The sequence below is a fragment of the Streptomyces sp. NPDC104106 genome (assembly GCF_055584345.1).
Genome location: NZ_JBVJMF010000004.1, coordinates 426,305 through 441,649 on the forward strand (window position 1 = coordinate 426,305; position 15,345 = coordinate 441,649).

Genomic DNA, 15,345 nt, shown 5'->3' on the forward strand with positions numbered 1-15,345 from the left:
GCGACAGGAACGGGACCGCGTCCAGGTCGAGGCGATAGCCGGTGGCGGCGAGCACGTGGTCCACGGTGAGTGTCGTCTCCGTCCCGCCCGGCCCGGCAAGTTCCAGGCGAACTCCGGCGGCCGGCATGCCGGCGACCGCCGTGTCAGTCCTGCGGCAGAAGGAGTGTGCACGTCTCCCCCGGGGCGATGGTCACTGCTCGGTCGGCCAGCACTACGCGGATCGCCGACTCTTCCGAGTCGGGTACGGCGATCTCCAGTTGCCCGCTTCGGCGGCGCACGCCGACACCCCAGTGATTGCGATACCGGAGCGAGAACCGGTACTCGGACAGCGCCGGGAGAGGCACCGGGTCCAGCCAGAGGGCGTCCTCGCGTGTCTCCAGTCCCGTCAGACCGCGCTGGATCAGGTCGAGGGTTCCGGCCATGGCACCGAGGTGGATGCCCTCGCCCGTGGTGCCACCCTGGATGTCGGCGATGTCCGCCTCCAGGGCTTCATGGACGTACTGCCATGCGTCGGCCCGTCTGGCCCTGGCGAGGACCAGGCCGTGGACGAGTTCGCTGAGGGTCGAGCCGTGGCTGGTGCGCTGGAGGTAGTAGTCGACGGTCCTGCTCCAGATCTCGTCGTCCAGGTGGTATCCGAGACGCCGGAACAGAGCGTGCAGTTCCGTGGGCGAGAACAGGTAACCGAGCATGAGGACATCGGCCTGCTTGGACGCCTTGTACCGGTTGACCGTGTCGCCCTCGGCCTCAAGAACGCGGTCCAGCCGCCGGATGGTGCCGTAGCGGGCGCGGTAGGCGTCCCAGTCGAGTTCGGTGAGGTCGTCGTAGCCCTCGAACTGGCTGATGACGCCTTGGTGGAAAGGCACCCGCAGGCGTCTGGAGACCTCCTCCCACTCCGGCAGCGCGTCGGTGCTCAGCCGGATCCGTTGGAACAGTTCCTCGCGCCGCCATGCGGGAAGGCGCCGCACGAGCTCCAGAGCGCGGGTGAGGACCCAGGCGGCCGTGACGTTGGTGTACGCGTTGTCGTCCAGCCCGGGCCGCGTCGCGCCGGGATAGCTGTCGTGGTACTCGTCGGGGCCGACGACACCGCGGATCCGGTAGCGGCGCGTGTCATGGTCGAAGACTGCCAGGTCCGCCCAGAAGCGGGCGATCTGCAGCAGCATCTCCGCGCCTTTCGTGTGCAGGTACTCCGTGTCACCGGTGGCCTCGCAGTACTGCCAGACGTTGTAGGCGATCGCCGAACCCACGTGGTGCTGGAGGCGCGAGTGGTCCGGCAGCCAGCGGCCCGAGGCAGGGTTGAGATGCCACTCCTGGGACTCCTCACGCCCGTTGCTGCCGCTCTGCCACGGGTACATCGCCCCGGACCGGCCTGCCGCGCTCGCCGCCGCGCAGGCCCGGGGGAGGCGTCGGTGGCGGTAGTTCAGCAGCGCCCGGGACACCTCCGGAAGGTGCAGGTTCAGATAAGGGAGGACGAAGAGCTCGTCCCAGAACACATGACCCCGGTAGGCCTCGCCGTGCAGACCCCGGGCAGGCACGCCCACATCCAGCTCCGCCGTGTGCGGTGACAGCGTCTGCAGGACGTGGAAGAGATGGAAGCGCAGGATGCGGCCGGCCTCTCCGGGCACCTGTACGTCCGTGCGTCGCCACAGCCGCTCCCAGGCTGCGGCATGGGAGTCGAGCAAGACCGGAAAGTCCGCCGCCACGGACACCCGGTCGACGGCTTCGCCGAGGGGATCGCTGATCGCTGTGTCCCGTGAGGTGTGCACTGCCACCGTCTTGTCCACGATGACAGGCCTACCGGGGGTGATCGGGACGACCAGACGGTGGACGGCGCGGTGGCGGGCAGGCTGAAGCACTGATGACCTCGGAGCTTCGTCCGCACGGACCGTGGTCCGGGCGGCCAGGGCGACGGCGATGTCCGACGTGCTGGTGCGGCAGCTCAGCCACATGGTGTGGGGCTCGTGGGCACCGGTTCGCACGTGGTTCAGGTGGTGGCGGTCGAGGGCGCGATAGCGGTGCACATTGCCGTTGATGACATCGCCGTCCAGAGAGCTTTCGATCTCGATCTGCCCGGACCAGTCCTCGGCCGTGAGTACGGTCCGCAGTGCGGCCAGGTGCGGGTCCTCCATGTGCACCAGGCGGGTCTGCTCGACGCTGAGCACACCCAGTTCGTCGTTCCGGTGGCGGGAGGACCGGGCGAGTGTGCCTCGGCGCAGATCCAGTGTGTGCCGGTGGTCCAGGAGGGTGTGCGTGCCGGGGGAGAACCACGCGCACCACGTTCCGTCCGTGCGGCGGGCCCGGAACCGGAGAAGGAGCCAGTTGGGAAGGTTGACCACGTCTTCGTTCACGACCTGCCGGCCCGCCACGGTCGACTCCAGGCGGTTGTAGCACCCCGCTGCGTAGGTGCCCGGGTAGTGCACCAAGCCTGCCCGGCGTTCCGGCAGCGCGCCGCGTGTGGCGAAGTAGCCGTTGCCCAAGGTGCAGAGGGACTCACGCAGCTGCTCGGCGGCGGGGTCGTAACCCGTCCACTCCCATGTCCACTCCGACATCCGCCATCTTTCCCTCTCCTGCGGGGGCTGTGCCGGCCGGGACCTGCGGCGGGCCTCAGACCGGCTGGGGGACGACGGCGACCGGGCAGTCCGAGTGGTGCAGGAGGGTGTGGCCGACCCGGCCGAGCTGCAGACCGAAGTGGCCGGGCCGGCGCTGAGCGCCGACAACGATCAGGTCGGCCTCGGCAGCTTCCTGCATGAGGATCCGGTGGGTGGTGCCCTCGACAGCCTTGCGACGGACATCGACCTGAGGATGCTCTCGTACCGCCTGGCGCAGGGCATCTTCGAGGCCGGCCGCCGCCTGTTCCTCGCGCACCCGGGCGGCGTCGTCAGCGATCAGCATGTGGTCCACGGGTTCTTGTGCCGGATCGCGCCAGGCCCGTACGGCTGTCAGGGCACAGCCGCGCACCTCGGTTTCTCTGACGGCGAACCGTGCGGCCGCCGCGCCAGCGGACGGGTCACCGACCCCCACCACCACGCGGCCGTAGGCTCCCCGGCGGTTGGCTTCCGCGCCCCGGACCACGACGACCGGGCAGACGGCGCGGGCCGCGACCGCGAGACTGACGGATCCCAGCAGCATCCCGGCGATCCCGCCGCGCCCACGTGACCCCGTGACCAGCGCGAACGCCTCGGGCGCCGTCCGAAGCAGCGCGGACACGGCGTCCTCCGGCAGTGCCTTGCCTGCCACCTTGACCTCGGGATTGCGTCGCCGGGCCCGTTCCACGCACGACGCGACGATGTGCTCGGCCATGACCTCCTCGGCCGGACGGTCGGTGCTGAAGGACGGTAAGGCTCCCTCGTACAGCTCCCAGAGGGAGGCATGGATGAGATCGAGGGGCAGACCGTGCCGTGCCGCCTCGTCCACGGCCCAGTCGACCGCTGCCAGACTGGAGTCCGATCCGTCGACGCCCACGACGAGTGGGGGTTCCATAGCCGTCCACCGCCTTCTCGTCCGGCAGCCGAGATTCTCCTGTGAATACCGTCGCACCGCCTGCCCGGCGCCGCGACACGCCCACGGGCAGGAGCAGGGTGGCTCTCCGGCCGGTTTGCGACCTGTCAGGTCATGGTGATGCTTGAGGCATCGGCCGAGCCGGGTCCCCGGCTGCCCCCTGAGGACCGAGACATGCCCGTCACCGTTCCGCACATCGTCAGCGATGTGATGACCACGCCCGCGGTCGCCGTCGGGTGCGACGCGCCGTTCAAGGAGATCGTGCGGGTCATGGACGAGCGGCACGTGAGTGCCGTGCCGGTCGTGAGCGGCGAAGGGCGGGTCGTCGGCGTGGTGTCCGAGGCAGACCTCCTGCCCAAGGAGGAGTTCAGAGAGCGCCGGCCCACCCGCTCCGAGCGCAAGCGACTGCGGTCGGACCTGGCCAAGGCGGTAGGCGTGACCGCTGAGGAGGTGATGAGCGCGCCCGCTGTCACCGTCCGCCAGGACGACACCCTGGCCCGGGCAGCGCGCCTCATGGCCGTGCGCCACGTCAAACGGCTCCCCGTCGTCGATGCCGAGTACGGATTGCGCGGCATCGTCAGCCGTGGCGACTTGCTGAAGGTCTTCCTGCGGTCGGACGAGGACATCGAGGAGGAGGTCCGCCGTACGGTGGTGTCCTACCTGTTCCCCCTGCACGCCCACGCCATCCACGTGTCCGTGCGGGACGGCGTCGTCAGGCTCCGCGGGCCCGTCCACGACACCTCGCTCATCTGGGTCGCCGAGCGCCTCGTGAGCGCCTTGGAGGGAGTGGTGGGCGTCGAATCCCGGCTGAGCGGCGAGGGTCGTGGACCGGACAGCCCTGCGTCCGAGCCATGACCGTCTACCGATCGGCAGGGGTGATCCGGCGGCCCGTGAGGATTGTGGGCTCGATCGACACCCACATCTCGCGCTCGCCGCCCGCCCACGGCGTGGTGTGCGCGCGTTGGGCGAGCCCGCGTACCGCCTCCGGGTCCGTCACCACACGTGCCGGTCCGACGGCGAGCACGCTCCAGCCCTGGCTCAGGGCGTCGTCCACGTGGTCGACCTCGAAGGCGACCTCGGTCTCCGCTGCCGCCGCCGTCACGGAGTCGGGCGCGGTCCGGAAGACGATGGCGTCGTCGACGAATTCGTAGTTGACCGGGACGACCGCCGGGCGGCCTTCGGACGTCGACACCGCGACGCGCCCCACCCCGTGCGTGGAGAGCAGGGTGCGGCACTCCTGCGGGCCGAGGTCCCGAAGCCGGGGATGAAGCAGTGCGTGGCCCTGACCGGGTGGGAGATCGATGCCTCCGCCACGTAGCGCGGCGACCGAGGTGCCCAGCGCGTCGGCCAGCCTGATGAGCGTCGCCAAGGTCGGATCGGCGGGCTGTTCCTCCAAGTAGGCCAAATAGTAGGGTGACATGCGCGCGCGGCCGGCCGTCTCCTCTCGGCTGAGCCCACGCCTTCGGCGTTCGACGGCCACCCGCCGGCCGATGTCGCCGGGATTGTCCGTCCCGGTCGGCCTGGTCACCGTGGACGCCGCCGCCTCGCCGGTCGTCAGCGGCGCCACGCCCGCCCCCGGGGGCTGCTCGTGCTCGAGATGGCGTACGTGGGCGTCCGGCCCGGGAAACACGAGCGTCACTTCGTCCGTGTCCGACCAGCGCACGTCGTAGGGGGGTGTTCCGTCGTCGTGGTGGAGTCCGACGATCTCGCCATCGCGCCTGGCGCCGCCGGTCGCGGGGCTCTCGATGACGAGTTGGTCGCCGAGGTGAGCTCGCATCATCGCCGCCCTCTCCTCAGAATGGTGCTGTATCCAACCTGCCACGCGGGCCACACCGCCGCACGGGGCGGCGGCCCCGTGTCCGCGAGGTGCGCGTCCCGCACCCGGGAGGCAGCATGCATCATCGAACAGTCGAGGAGCTGATGTCCCGGGCCGTCGTCCGGGCACGGCCCGACACTCCGTTCAAGGAGCTCGTCAGGCTGCTGGAGGAGAACGGGGTCACCGCCGTACCGGTGGTGGACGAGCTCGGCCGCCCGATGGGCGTGGTGTCCGAGGCCGACCTGCTGCGCAAGAGTGCCGACCAGACCGACCCGTCCGGCAGGACCCCCATCCCGCATCTCGAGGCCTGGGAACGCGCCAAGGCCGAGGGATCCCGCGCCGAGGAACTGATGTCCGCTCCCGCCGTGTGCGCACGGCCCGAATGGACGGTGGTCGAGGCCGCCCGCCTCATGGAAACCCAGAATGTCAAACGCCTGCCCGTGGTCGACGAAGCCGATCGGCTGCTGGGCATCGTCAGCCGTGGTGATCTGCTGCGGGTCTTCCTCCGCCGTGACGAGGCCATCCGCGAGGAGATCACCGGAGACCTTCTGCGGCGCACGTTGAGGCTCGATCCCCGGGACGTGACCGCGGAGGTGCGCGATGGGCGGGTCATCCTTGCGGGCACTGTGGAGCACAGGAGTCTGATCCCCGTCATCGAGCAGTTGTGCCGGGGCGTCGACGGTGTGGTCTCGGTCAGCGCGCAGCTCGGCTTCCGGACGGACGACCCACGGGACACGCCTGACGAGGCCCTGTGAAGCGGCCCGGATTCACAGAGGTCGTCCGGCGGTCCGCCGGGTGCCGGGCCGTGTGGCGGCCATGCCCTGGACGTCGCGTTCGGCGGTCTCCAGCAGCTGATGGGCGAGATCCACCAGGGCCCTGCCTGCCGCCAGTTCGTCGCCGATCTCCGGCACGTTCGTGTCCGCCGGGTGACACCGCGCGCTTCCGTGACCGGTGAGCGCCGTGGTGCCGGTGTCCAGCACCAGATGGGCCTTCGTCGTCCCGTCGTCGTCCTCGAAGAGGTCGAGGCGTACCTTCCACTGTCCTGTGTGCGACATCGTTCTCTCCTTGCCTCCGCGTCTCCACGATCCGACGACAGTCGTCCTGGATCACGGGGCCGAAGGTCCCCGGGGTAGTGGCGACCGGCCCTGGAAGCCGGCCCCGCGGCGGTCACATCTGGGGCACGACGGCCACGGGACACGGTGCGTGATGCAGCAGTGCGTGGTTGACCAGGCCGAGTTGCAGCCCCGGATGCCCAAGTCGTCGCCGAGCGCCCACGACCAGCAGATCCGCGGTCGACGCGGCCTCCAACAGCGCCTGTCGCGCCGGTTGCTCGATCAAGCGCCGGCTCACCATGGCGTCGCCGTACCTTTCCGCGGGCCGGCGCAGAGCGTCGTCGAGCACCTGCCCCGGGGGACGCCGGTGGGCCTCCAACTGCCATGAGGGCGCCTGTGGTGTCGTGCATGTACCGGACGGCGCGCTCCAGGCGTGCACGGCCTCGAGTCGGCAGCGCCGCACCTGGGCCTCGCGCACCGCGAAGTCCACGGCCGTGCGGCTGCCCTCCCCGTCCTCGACACCCACGACGACGCTTCCGAACCGGGCGGCGCGGTGCTCCGAACCGCCGCGCACCACGACCACCGGGCAATCGGCGCGTGCGGCCACGGCGAGGCTGACCGAGCCGAGGAGCATGCCGGAAAGGTCTCCGAGCCCCCTGTACCCCAGTACCAGCGCGAAGGCATTACGCCCCTTGTCGACCAGGGCGGAAGCCGCGTCCGCGTGCGACACCTCGCTCGACAACCGAACCGCCGGAGCGCCCTCCCCGGCGCGCGCCGAGGCAGCGCTGATCACGGCGGACGCCTCCCGCTCACCGGCCGCCGCATGCAGCAGATGGAGCGGGATCCCGTGCCGGGCCGCCTCGTCGGCGGCCCAGGCGACGGCCTCAAGACTCGCCTCGGATCCGTCGACGCCCACCACGAGGGGAATCGTCACCGCGTCCGTCTCCTCTCCTGCCGCACGCCACGCTTGCGCGCCCGCCCCGGGGATCCACATGCGCCGTGGCGAGGAGATCCTCGAAGAGGACAATCTCGCCGCTCCCGGCACGCAGGCGTGGTCCGGACCGTCCACGCGATCGGACTCGTTCGCCGTTCCCTCCAGCCTCTTACGAGACGGAGACCGCCGCCATGCCACCAGTCGTCACCGTGGGCCTCGACGGCTCGCCCGAGAGTCTGGCCGCCGCCCGCTGGGCCGCCGAAGAGGCCGGGAGGCGAAAGCTCGCTCTCCGGCTGTTGCACGCGTGGCCGACGCTTGCCCCGGAACCGGCTCGTCTCCCCGCGGAAGTCGATCAGAACTACTGGGCGAAGCGCCTCGTCGACACAGCGCAGGCGGAACTCCGGACCCGCCACCCGGGCCTGGCCATCGACAAGAGCCTGGTCGCCGACGACGCCCAGCACGCCCTGCTGCAAGCGGCCTCCGAGTCGGAGATGGTCGTCCTGGGCTCCCGTGCACTGGAACCCGTCGAGAGCTACTTCCTCGGGGACGTCAGCATGCCCGTCGTGGCACGTGCCGAGCGGCCCGTGGTGCTGGTGCGCGCCGAACCCCGGGAAGAGCAGAGACCCGTCACGGCCGCGAGCCGTGTCGTTGTGGCCCTGAACTGCACGGATCGTCTGACGACCTACTCGACTTCGCCTTCCATACCGCTGCGGCCAGGGACCTTCCCGTCCTCGCCGTCATCGGCCGCAGCCGAAGCAGTCCCGGTCGACACCGGTGGCGCGCTGGAGTTTGCGATCAGCCAGGCGCTGGCGGCCGTACGCCCGTGGGGCAGCGGTCAGACACCGGTCTTCCGCGGCCCGTACGGGGAGCCGGACCGAGGTGTTGTGAATGGCCATGTTGCCCGGGTGCAGCGCGGGGGTGACCGTGGAGGTGGGGGAGGGAGGGAGTGAAAGCGGTGCGCGCGCTCGTCTACCACGGCCCGGCACACACCTCCTGGGACGCCGTCCCCGATCCGGTGATCGAGGAGGCGACCGACGCGATCGTGCGGATCGATGCCACCACCGTCTGCGGCACTGATCTGCACATCCGGCGGGGCGACTTCCCCGAGGTGAAGCCGGGGACGGTCCTCGGCCACGAGGCCGTCGGCGAGATCACCGACGTCGGTGAGCAGGTCCACCACCTGCGCCCCGGCGATCAGGTGATCGTGTCGTCCGTCTCGGCCTGCGGTGATTGCGCGGAGTGCCGCGACGGCAGGTACGGACAGTGCCGTGGGGGTGGCGGATGGCTCCTGGGGAGTCTGATCAACGGCACCCAGGCCGAACTGGTGCGTGTGCCGTTCGCAGATCACTCCACCACCCGACGGCCCCCGGATCTCCCGCTCGCGGACGCGGTACTGCTCGCCGAACTCCTCCCCGCCGCCTACGAGATCGGGGTCCGCAACGGACATGTCGGCCCGGGAGACACGGTCGTCGTGGTCGGCGCCGGCCCCGTCGGTCTCGCCACGGTGGTCCTTGCCAGGCTCTACTCGCCCCGCAGGATCATCGTCGTCGACCTGGCCGGCGCCCGGCTGGAGAACGCCAAGCGTGTGGGGGCGGACGCCGCCGAATCGCCAGGGACCATGATCGCCGAGCTGTCCGAGGGGCCGGGGGCCGACGTGGTCATCGAGGCGTCCGGCGACCCGGACGGTTTCGTGCTCTGCACGCGTGCCGTCCGCACGGGAGGACACATCGCCAACATCGGCACGCACGGCAAACCGGTGCCCCTGCATCTGGAGTCCCTCTGGCGCAAGAACGTGACGATCAGCACGGGCCAGGTCGACACGTCCTCCACGCCGTGGCTTCTGGAGCTTTTGAGGTTCGGCCATCTGCCCGTCTCCCCCTTGGTCACTCACTCCATCGGCCTCGACCGGATGGAAGACGCCTACGCGGCGTTCGCGCACGGCACCAGCACAGGCGCCCTCAAAGTCGTGCTGCGCCGGGAGTGAGCGCGGAAGAAGGCCCCCGTCCGCGGCCGGACGGCTCAGATCCGCGTCGTCCTCGGCGCCCGCAACGCCGCTCACGCGTCCTTCTCGGCAACCGGCTCGGAATGAGGGGACCGATGCTGCCGTCGCTCACGGAGCGAGGGAGAAGTAGTTCTCCTCCTCCTGGGTGAAGTGCAGGCGCAGGACCGTGTTGAGGCCGTACAGACAGGAGCGCAGGTCGTCGAGTTGCTCGGGGGAGAGGCCCCCGCTTGCTTGGGCAAGTTGCAGGTGGGTCGCGATGCGGCGGGAGAGACGTTCTATTTCGGTGTGGGCACGGCTCATGGTGGCGGTGGCCTCGGGACCGCCGAGCGTCGGCGCGAGGGCTGGGTACAGCTCGTTCTCCTCGGCGTACTCGTGCGGGAGGAGCCGTTCGACGAGCAGCCGGTGGGTCTCCTCGACTGCTTCCAGGGCCTGGGGGCCCGGGGAGTCGGAGAGGCGGTCGGCGGAGTCACGTACGGATTCGAGCACGCCCTGGAGGTCGTCGTGTTCGGCGGCGAAGCGGTGGATGAGGGCTTCGGCTTCCTGGGTGAGGGCCGGTCGGGCTGCCTGGTCGGTGTGCAGGGCGCGCAGGGCGTTGAGGATGACGACCACGTCGATTCCCTCCTGGAGCAGGGCGCCGGCGGTGGGTGGGAGCAGACCGACGGCGGCCGCGGCCATGGCGGCCAGGGACATCAGCATGCCGCCGAGGGCGCTTTGGACGGCGATGCGCCGGGAGCGTTGGGCGATGGTGACGGCGTCGGCGAGGCGGCCGACACGGTCGGTGGTCAGGACGATGTCGGCGGTCTCGGAGGAGGCGGTGGATCCCCGCGCGCCCATGGCGACGCCGATGTCGGCGGCGGCGAGGGCGGGGGCGTCGTTGACGCCGTCCCCGACCATCACGGTGACGGCGTGTCGGCGCTCGGCGCGGACAGCGGCGACCTTGTCGGCGGGGCTCAATTCGGCGCGTACGTCGTCCAGTCCGAGCACGGCGCCGACTTCACGGGCGGGCGCGGCGCGGTCACCGGTGAGCATCAGGAGCCGTTCCATGCCCGCCGCCCGCAGGTGCCGCAGGGTGCGCGGCGCGTCCTGGCGCAATGGGTCGCGCAGCAGGATGGCGCCGGTCAGGTGTCCGTCGACGGTGAGCCAGGCGACGGCCGCGCCGTCGAGGAGGGCACGGTCGTCGACCGCTCCGGCCCAGGCCGGCCGTGCGCCCGCAGTGCCGATACGGCCGATGGAGACCCGGTGCCCGTCCACAGTGCCCGTGGCGCCCCGGCCGGGCTCCTCGGTGACGTCCGCCGGGGCCGACAGTGCCAGCTTTCGTTCCCTGGCGGCGTCGACGATGGCCTGGGCGAGAACGTGCGGCGAGTACTGGTCGAGGGAGGCTGCCAGGCGAAGCACGTCCGCGGGTCTGGCTTCGGGGGCGGCGGTCACGTCCAGGACGCGGGGGCGGCCGCTGGTGAGGGTCCCGGTCTTGTCGAGCAGCAGCGTGCGGGCGCGGCCGAGGTTTTCGAGTGCGCCGCCGTCACGGATGACGACGCCGAGGCGAGAGGCGCGAGAGAGACCCGAGACGATGGCCACGGGAGCGGCCAGCAGCAGAGGACACGGGGTGGCGACCACCAGGACGGCGACCGCGCGCACCTCGGAGCCGCCGGCCAGCCACGCCAGTCCCGCCACCCCCAGGCTCAGCGGGAGGAACCAGGCGGCGTAGCGGTCGGCCAGCCGCACGACCGGCGCGGACTCGGCACCGGCCTGCCGGGCCAGCCGCACGATTCCGGCGTAGGTGCTGTCCTGCTCGGTGGCGGTGGCACGCAGCTCGAAGGCGCCGCCGGCGTTGACCGCACCACTGCGCACCGTGTCGCCCTGGGGCCGCTCGACCTGGAGGGGCTCGCCCGTGAGCACCGACTCGTCAAGGGCGGCGGCAACGCTTTCCACCCGCCCGTCGACGGGGACCACCTCGCCCGGGCCGACGACGAGCAGGTCGTCGACAGCGACCTCGGCCAGCGGCACCGTGGTCACCGCGCCGAGGGCGCGGCGGCGCGCGAACCGCGGGGCATGTTCCAGCAGGGCGTGCAGGTCATGGGAGGCGCGGCGCTGGGCCGCGGCCTCCAGAGTGCGGCCAGTGGCCAGCATCAGCGCGATCAGGGCACCGGCCAGGTACTCGTGAACGGCCAGCGTGCCGCCGAGCGCGAGGACAGCGATCAGATCGACGCCCGCGTGCCCGTGCCGCAATGAGACGAGCACCCATGCCACCGCCGGGACGACGGCCGACAGCGTGCCCAGCGTCCAGAACAGGTCGGCGAGCGGGCCGGCACCGATGAGCCAGGCGGTGCCGCCGGCGGTCAGGGCCGCCGCGGTGACGGTGAGGAAGGCGGGTTCGAACCGCGAGGACACGAACGCCGTCATCTGGCGGCACAGCCGTGCTGTGAGGGTGGGCCGGTCGTTCATGACATACCTCGGTCCGGCCGTCGCGATGGCTCCCGGATCGGTCCTTCCTCATGACATCGCGGTGCCCAGGGCGTGCGGCAGGGGACGTTCGTCCCTCCTGCATGGCCGAACGGCGGTCTGGTCGACTGCGCTCGGTTCCGTCGGCATGAGCCGTGGTCAGGCAGGGCCGCGGACTTCAGAGAGAACCCAGAGCTTCGGATGGCTGGTGCACGCTCGTGTCCCGCGCTCAACCGACCATGGCATGTTTATGCCCGAAACTGCCGCCGCCAGGTTTCCGAGACTGAGGAGTAACCCCCATGAACTTCTCACCGGCACTGACGTTACGCAGCGTGCGGCCCGTCGTGCAGGCAGCCTTTAGCGTGCTGACCGGACAAGCAGGACCTGGCGGCCCTCGGTGCCGGACCCGGTGCCGGCGACCTGCGCCGCCGTCCCGCACGTCACGGGATCACCGCCCCGCGACGCGCCGGCCGCTGGTCCCTGCTCGCGCTGTCGGTCGGCGCGGGCCTGGTCGTCGCGTTCGCCGGAGTCCACATGGTCTCCGGCTGGACCAGGTGAAGCTCGAGCTCGTCCGCCTCCGCAAGATCGTCGCCGGTGCTGCCGGGTCAACGGGACCAATGGACCCCCGCAGCTGCCCACGTGGCTCTGTCGGCGCGGCGCCGCACGGGCAATGCTGCGATCGTTGGACTTGAGGGGACGGCGAGGCTCCACGTGCCGTCCGCTGTGCCGAAGGAGACCGGTCATGAGTGCCGACGCCGATGTGAACGCCTCCCGGCCGCCCGCGTCCGACGGGCTCGTCATGGGCAAGGACGGCATGGCCGCGCTCGTGGACGTGCTGATCCGGCGCGGCTTCACCGTGGTCGGACCCACCGCGCGGGACGGCGCCGTCGTGCTGGCGGAGCTGCGGTCGGCCGACGAGTTGCCGTACGGGTGGGGAGTCGAGCTGGAGGCGGGTCGGTACCGGCTGCGGGAGCGGTCGGACGGAGCGGCCTTCGCGAATGCGGCGGGCCCCCAGTCGTGGAAGTCCTTCCTGCACCCGGCGCGGGTGCGTCAGTGGAGCGCCGACCGCGAGGACGGCGAGCTGGTTTTCACGGCCGACCAGGCCGCGCCGCCTCGGTATGCCTTCTTGGGGGTGCGCCCCTGCGATCTGCGGGCCATCGCCGTCCAGGACCGGGTACTGACCGGTGGGGCGTACCGCGACCACGGCTACGAGGGGCGGCGCTCCGGGGCCCTGCTGATCGTGGTCGAGTGCACGGAGCCCGGCGCCACCTGCTTCTGCGTCTCGATGGGCACCGGACCCGCTGCCGGTCCCGGCTACGACCTGGTGATGACGGAAGTGGTCGACGAGGACGGTCACCGCTTCTGGGTCCGCGGCGGCAGCCGGGAAGGCGCGGAGATCCTGGCCGAACTGCCCGGCCGCCCGGCCGACCCGGAAACCCGGGAGACGGCTCGCGCAGGCGTCACGGCCGCCGCGGACCACATGGGCCGGACCATGCCCGAGGCAGACCTGCGGGAGCTGATGGCCGGAACCCTCGACGCCCCCCGCTGGGACGACGTGGCAGGGCGGTGCCTGACCTGCGGCAACTGCACCATGGTGTGCCCCACCTGCTTCTGCACCACCACCGAGGACGTCACCGACCTCACCGGGGACCACGCGGAGCGGTGGCGGCTGTGGGACTCCTGCTTCGACCTGGACTTCTCCCAGCTGCACGGCGGTCCGGTCCGCGCCTCCTCGCGCAGCCGCTACCGGCAGTGGATGACCCACAAACTCGGCACCTGGTACGACCAGTTCGGGTCGTCCGGTTGTGTGGGCTGCGGACGCTGCATCGTGTGGTGTCCGGTCGGTATCGACATCACCGAGGAAGCGGCCGCCCTGCACGACTGGACGCGGTCCGGGGGGCCGGCATCCGTGCCGGAGCCACCATGAGCACCGTGACGCCCCCGCTGCCGTACCGGGTCGCCGATACCCGGGACGAGACCGGCGACACCCGGTCGATCGAGCTGGTACCGGCCGGGGAAGAACTCGCGCCCTTCTCGCCCGGGCAGTTCGCGATGATCTATGCCTTCGGGATCGGTGAGGTGCCTGTCTCCGCCAGCGCGCTGCGGGGCCGCCACGGGGGTCTCGTGCACACCGTCCGCGCGGTGGGCGCTGTCTCGACCGCGCTGTACCGGCTGCGCCCGGGGGACACGGTCGGGCTCAGCGGGCCGTACGGCACCGGCTGGGACCTCGAAGCGGCAGCGGGCCAGGATGTGCTGCTGGTCGCCGGAGGCATCGGGCTGGCTCCGCTGCGACCGGTCGTACACGAGCTCTCGGGCCGACCGGCCGCGCGCGGTCGCCTCGCGGTCCTCGTCGGCGCTCGTACGCCCGCCGATCTGGTCTACCGGGACGAGACCGAGTGCTGGCGCAGTCGGGTCCAGGTGGAGGTGACCGTCGACCGGCCCGGCCCGGGCTGGCAGGGTGCGGTGGGCGTGGTCACCACGCTCCTGGACCGCCTCGATCTGCGCCCCGAACGGACCTGCGCGCTGGTGTGCGGACCCGAGGTGATGATGCGTCACACCGCACGCGACCTCGTGGCACGGGGCCTGGCCCCGCACCGCATCCAGGTGTCCTTGGAACGCAACATGCACTGCGCCACCGGCCACTGCGGCCACTGCCAGCTCGGTCCGCTCCTGCTGTGCCGGGACGGGCCGGTCGTCGGCTACGACCGCGTGGCAGACCTGCTCCTCGTGAGGGAGCTGTGACATGGTCACCGACCTCGGCCCGGTCATCCGCACACGGCCGACGCTCGCTGTGTGGAAGTTCGCCTCCTGCGACGGCTGCCAGCTGACCCTGCTCGACTGCGAGGACGAACTCCTCGGCCTCACCGAGCGGGTACGGATCGACCACTTCCTGGAGATGACCCCGGCCGAGGGCGCCGACCGGGCACGTGCACGGCTGGAGGGCCGCGGGCCGTACGACCTCTCCCTGGTCGAGGGGTCGATCACCACCGCCGAGGACGCCGAGCGGATCCAGCACGTCCGCCGCATTTCCCGCTATCTGGTGACCATCGGGGCCTGCGCCACCGCGGGCGGCGTACAGGCTCTCCGCAACTTCGCCGACGTCGACGACTTCCTCGCCGCCGTCTACGCTCAGCCGGAGTACATCGCCACCCTGGAGACCTCGACACCGATCTCGGCCCACGTGCCGGTGGACTTCGAACTGCGCGGCTGCCCCATCGACCGCCACCAGCTCCTCGAAGTCATCACCGCCTTCCTGGCCGGACGCAGGCCCCAGATCTCCAGCCACAGCGTCTGCTTCGAGTGCAAGAGACGCGGCACCACCTGCATCACCGTCGCCCACGGCACCCCCTGTCTGGGCCCGGTCACGCATGCCGGCTGCGGCGCCATCTGCCCCGCTTACGGACGCGGCTGCTACGGCTGCTTCGGACCGTCGGGCAAACCCAACCTGCGCTCCATGATCGCGCAGTTGCGCCGCGACGGGATGAGCGAGCGGGACATCCAGCGTGTCTTCCGCACCTTCAACGCCGCGTCGCCGGAATATGCCCCCGTACCCGACCTCGCCGCCGAGGAGCAGCAGAGCCCGCCGGCCTGACGGACCCTCACCCGG

The 15,345-nt window shown here is 71.2% G+C and carries 12 protein-coding genes and 1 pseudogene; 7 read left to right on the forward strand and 6 right to left on the reverse strand.

Annotation, left to right across the window (positions count from 1 at the left end):
- Positions 1-143: 143 nt before the first annotated feature.
- Complete coding sequence (locus tag ACZ60X_RS12690; protein ID WP_469596966.1) at positions 144-2,546, reverse strand: glycoside hydrolase family 65 protein; 2,403 nt, start codon at positions 2,544-2,546, stop codon at positions 144-146.
- Positions 2,547-2,601: 55 nt separating this feature from the next.
- Positions 2,602-3,477 carry a universal stress protein gene (locus tag ACZ60X_RS12695; RefSeq protein ID WP_469596968.1) on the reverse strand — a complete coding sequence of 292 codons (876 nt, stop codon included), beginning with the start codon at positions 3,475-3,477 and terminating at the stop codon, positions 2,602-2,604.
- A 192-nt stretch (positions 3,478-3,669) separates the two neighbouring features.
- Between ACZ60X_RS12695 and ACZ60X_RS12700 the strand changes: the two genes are divergently transcribed.
- On the forward strand, positions 3,670-4,350 hold the full coding sequence (locus tag ACZ60X_RS12700; protein ID WP_469596970.1) for a CBS domain-containing protein: 681 nt from the start codon (positions 3,670-3,672) through the stop codon (positions 4,348-4,350).
- 4 nt (positions 4,351-4,354) lie between these two features.
- Here the strand turns inward: ACZ60X_RS12700 and ACZ60X_RS12705 are convergent, their stop codons facing one another.
- Complete coding sequence (locus ACZ60X_RS12705) at positions 4,355-5,272, reverse strand: pyridoxamine 5'-phosphate oxidase family protein (protein WP_469597437.1); 918 nt, start codon at positions 5,270-5,272, stop codon at positions 4,355-4,357.
- Positions 5,273-5,388: 116 nt separating this feature from the next.
- Between ACZ60X_RS12705 and ACZ60X_RS12710 the strand changes: the two genes are divergently transcribed.
- On the forward strand, positions 5,389-6,066 hold the full coding sequence (locus ACZ60X_RS12710) for a CBS domain-containing protein (RefSeq protein ID WP_469596978.1): 678 nt from the start codon (positions 5,389-5,391) through the stop codon (positions 6,064-6,066).
- 12 nt (positions 6,067-6,078) lie between these two features.
- Here the strand turns inward: ACZ60X_RS12710 and ACZ60X_RS12715 are convergent, their stop codons facing one another.
- Both ACZ60X_RS12715 and ACZ60X_RS12720 read right to left on the reverse strand, forming a co-directional pair.
- Positions 6,079-6,366: a DUF1876 domain-containing protein gene (locus ACZ60X_RS12715; RefSeq protein WP_469596980.1), complete on the reverse strand. Its 288-nt coding sequence runs from the start codon at positions 6,364-6,366 to the stop codon at positions 6,079-6,081.
- A 112-nt stretch (positions 6,367-6,478) separates the two neighbouring features.
- Positions 6,479-7,297: a universal stress protein gene (locus ACZ60X_RS12720; RefSeq protein WP_469596983.1), complete on the reverse strand. Its 819-nt coding sequence runs from the start codon at positions 7,295-7,297 to the stop codon at positions 6,479-6,481.
- Positions 7,298-7,488: 191 nt separating this feature from the next.
- Between ACZ60X_RS12720 and ACZ60X_RS12725 the strand changes: the two are divergent.
- Both ACZ60X_RS12725 and ACZ60X_RS12730 read left to right on the forward strand, forming a co-directional pair.
- Positions 7,489-8,075: pseudogene (locus tag ACZ60X_RS12725) on the forward strand (universal stress protein); the annotation flags it as partial.
- 177 nt (positions 8,076-8,252) lie between these two features.
- The gene (locus tag ACZ60X_RS12730) at positions 8,253-9,281 is read left to right on the forward strand and encodes an alcohol dehydrogenase catalytic domain-containing protein (RefSeq protein WP_469596986.1); all 1,029 of its coding nucleotides are present in this window, start codon (positions 8,253-8,255) and stop codon (positions 9,279-9,281) included.
- A gap of 126 nt (positions 9,282-9,407) precedes the next feature.
- On the opposite strand, the gene ACZ60X_RS12735 is transcribed toward ACZ60X_RS12730, so the two are convergent.
- Complete coding sequence (locus tag ACZ60X_RS12735) at positions 9,408-11,741, reverse strand: heavy metal translocating P-type ATPase (RefSeq protein ID WP_469596989.1); 2,334 nt, start codon at positions 11,739-11,741, stop codon at positions 9,408-9,410.
- Positions 11,742-12,480: 739 nt separating this feature from the next.
- On the opposite strand from ACZ60X_RS12735, the gene ACZ60X_RS12740 reads away from it, so the two are divergent.
- From ACZ60X_RS12740 to ACZ60X_RS12750, 3 genes are read left to right on the forward strand one after another with little or no spacing between them, the layout of a single operon-like run.
- Positions 12,481-13,665 (forward strand): 4Fe-4S dicluster domain-containing protein, encoded by a 1,185-nt coding sequence (locus ACZ60X_RS12740; protein ID WP_469596992.1) that lies wholly within the window; start codon positions 12,481-12,483, stop codon positions 13,663-13,665.
- Positions 13,662-14,480, forward strand: coding sequence for an FAD/NAD(P)-binding protein (locus tag ACZ60X_RS12745; RefSeq protein WP_469596995.1), 819 nt, complete (start codon positions 13,662-13,664; stop codon positions 14,478-14,480). The genes ACZ60X_RS12740 and ACZ60X_RS12745 overlap by 4 nt, the downstream gene beginning before the upstream one ends.
- A gap of 1 nt (position 14,481) precedes the next feature.
- The gene (locus ACZ60X_RS12750) at positions 14,482-15,330 is read left to right on the forward strand and encodes an NADH-quinone oxidoreductase subunit B family protein (protein WP_469596998.1); all 849 of its coding nucleotides are present in this window, start codon (positions 14,482-14,484) and stop codon (positions 15,328-15,330) included.
- Positions 15,331-15,345 lie beyond the last annotated feature (15 nt).

What these genes read in the sequence shown, in the direction of transcription:
- ACZ60X_RS12735 (WP_469596989.1), bottom strand. Translation starts at nt 11,741, where the DNA reads ATGAACGACCGGCCCACCCTCACAGCACGGCTGTGCCGCCAGATGACG.
- ACZ60X_RS12740 (WP_469596992.1), top strand. Translation starts at nt 12,481, where the DNA reads ATGAGTGCCGACGCCGATGTGAACGCCTCCCGGCCGCCCGCGTCCGAC.
- ACZ60X_RS12715 (WP_469596980.1), bottom strand. Translation starts at nt 6,366, where the DNA reads ATGTCGCACACAGGACAGTGGAAGGTACGCCTCGACCTCTTCGAGGAC.
- ACZ60X_RS12745 (WP_469596995.1), top strand. Translation starts at nt 13,662, where the DNA reads ATGAGCACCGTGACGCCCCCGCTGCCGTACCGGGTCGCCGATACCCGG.
- ACZ60X_RS12695 (WP_469596968.1), bottom strand. Translation starts at nt 3,477, where the DNA reads ATGGAACCCCCACTCGTCGTGGGCGTCGACGGATCGGACTCCAGTCTG.
- ACZ60X_RS12700 (WP_469596970.1), top strand. Translation starts at nt 3,670, where the DNA reads ATGCCCGTCACCGTTCCGCACATCGTCAGCGATGTGATGACCACGCCC.
- ACZ60X_RS12750 (WP_469596998.1), top strand. Translation starts at nt 14,482, where the DNA reads ATGGTCACCGACCTCGGCCCGGTCATCCGCACACGGCCGACGCTCGCT.
- ACZ60X_RS12690 (WP_469596966.1), bottom strand. Translation starts at nt 2,546, where the DNA reads ATGTCGGAGTGGACATGGGAGTGGACGGGTTACGACCCCGCCGCCGAG.
- ACZ60X_RS12710 (WP_469596978.1), top strand. Translation starts at nt 5,389, where the DNA reads ATGCATCATCGAACAGTCGAGGAGCTGATGTCCCGGGCCGTCGTCCGG.
- ACZ60X_RS12705 (WP_469597437.1), bottom strand. Translation starts at nt 5,272, where the DNA reads ATGCGAGCTCACCTCGGCGACCAACTCGTCATCGAGAGCCCCGCGACC.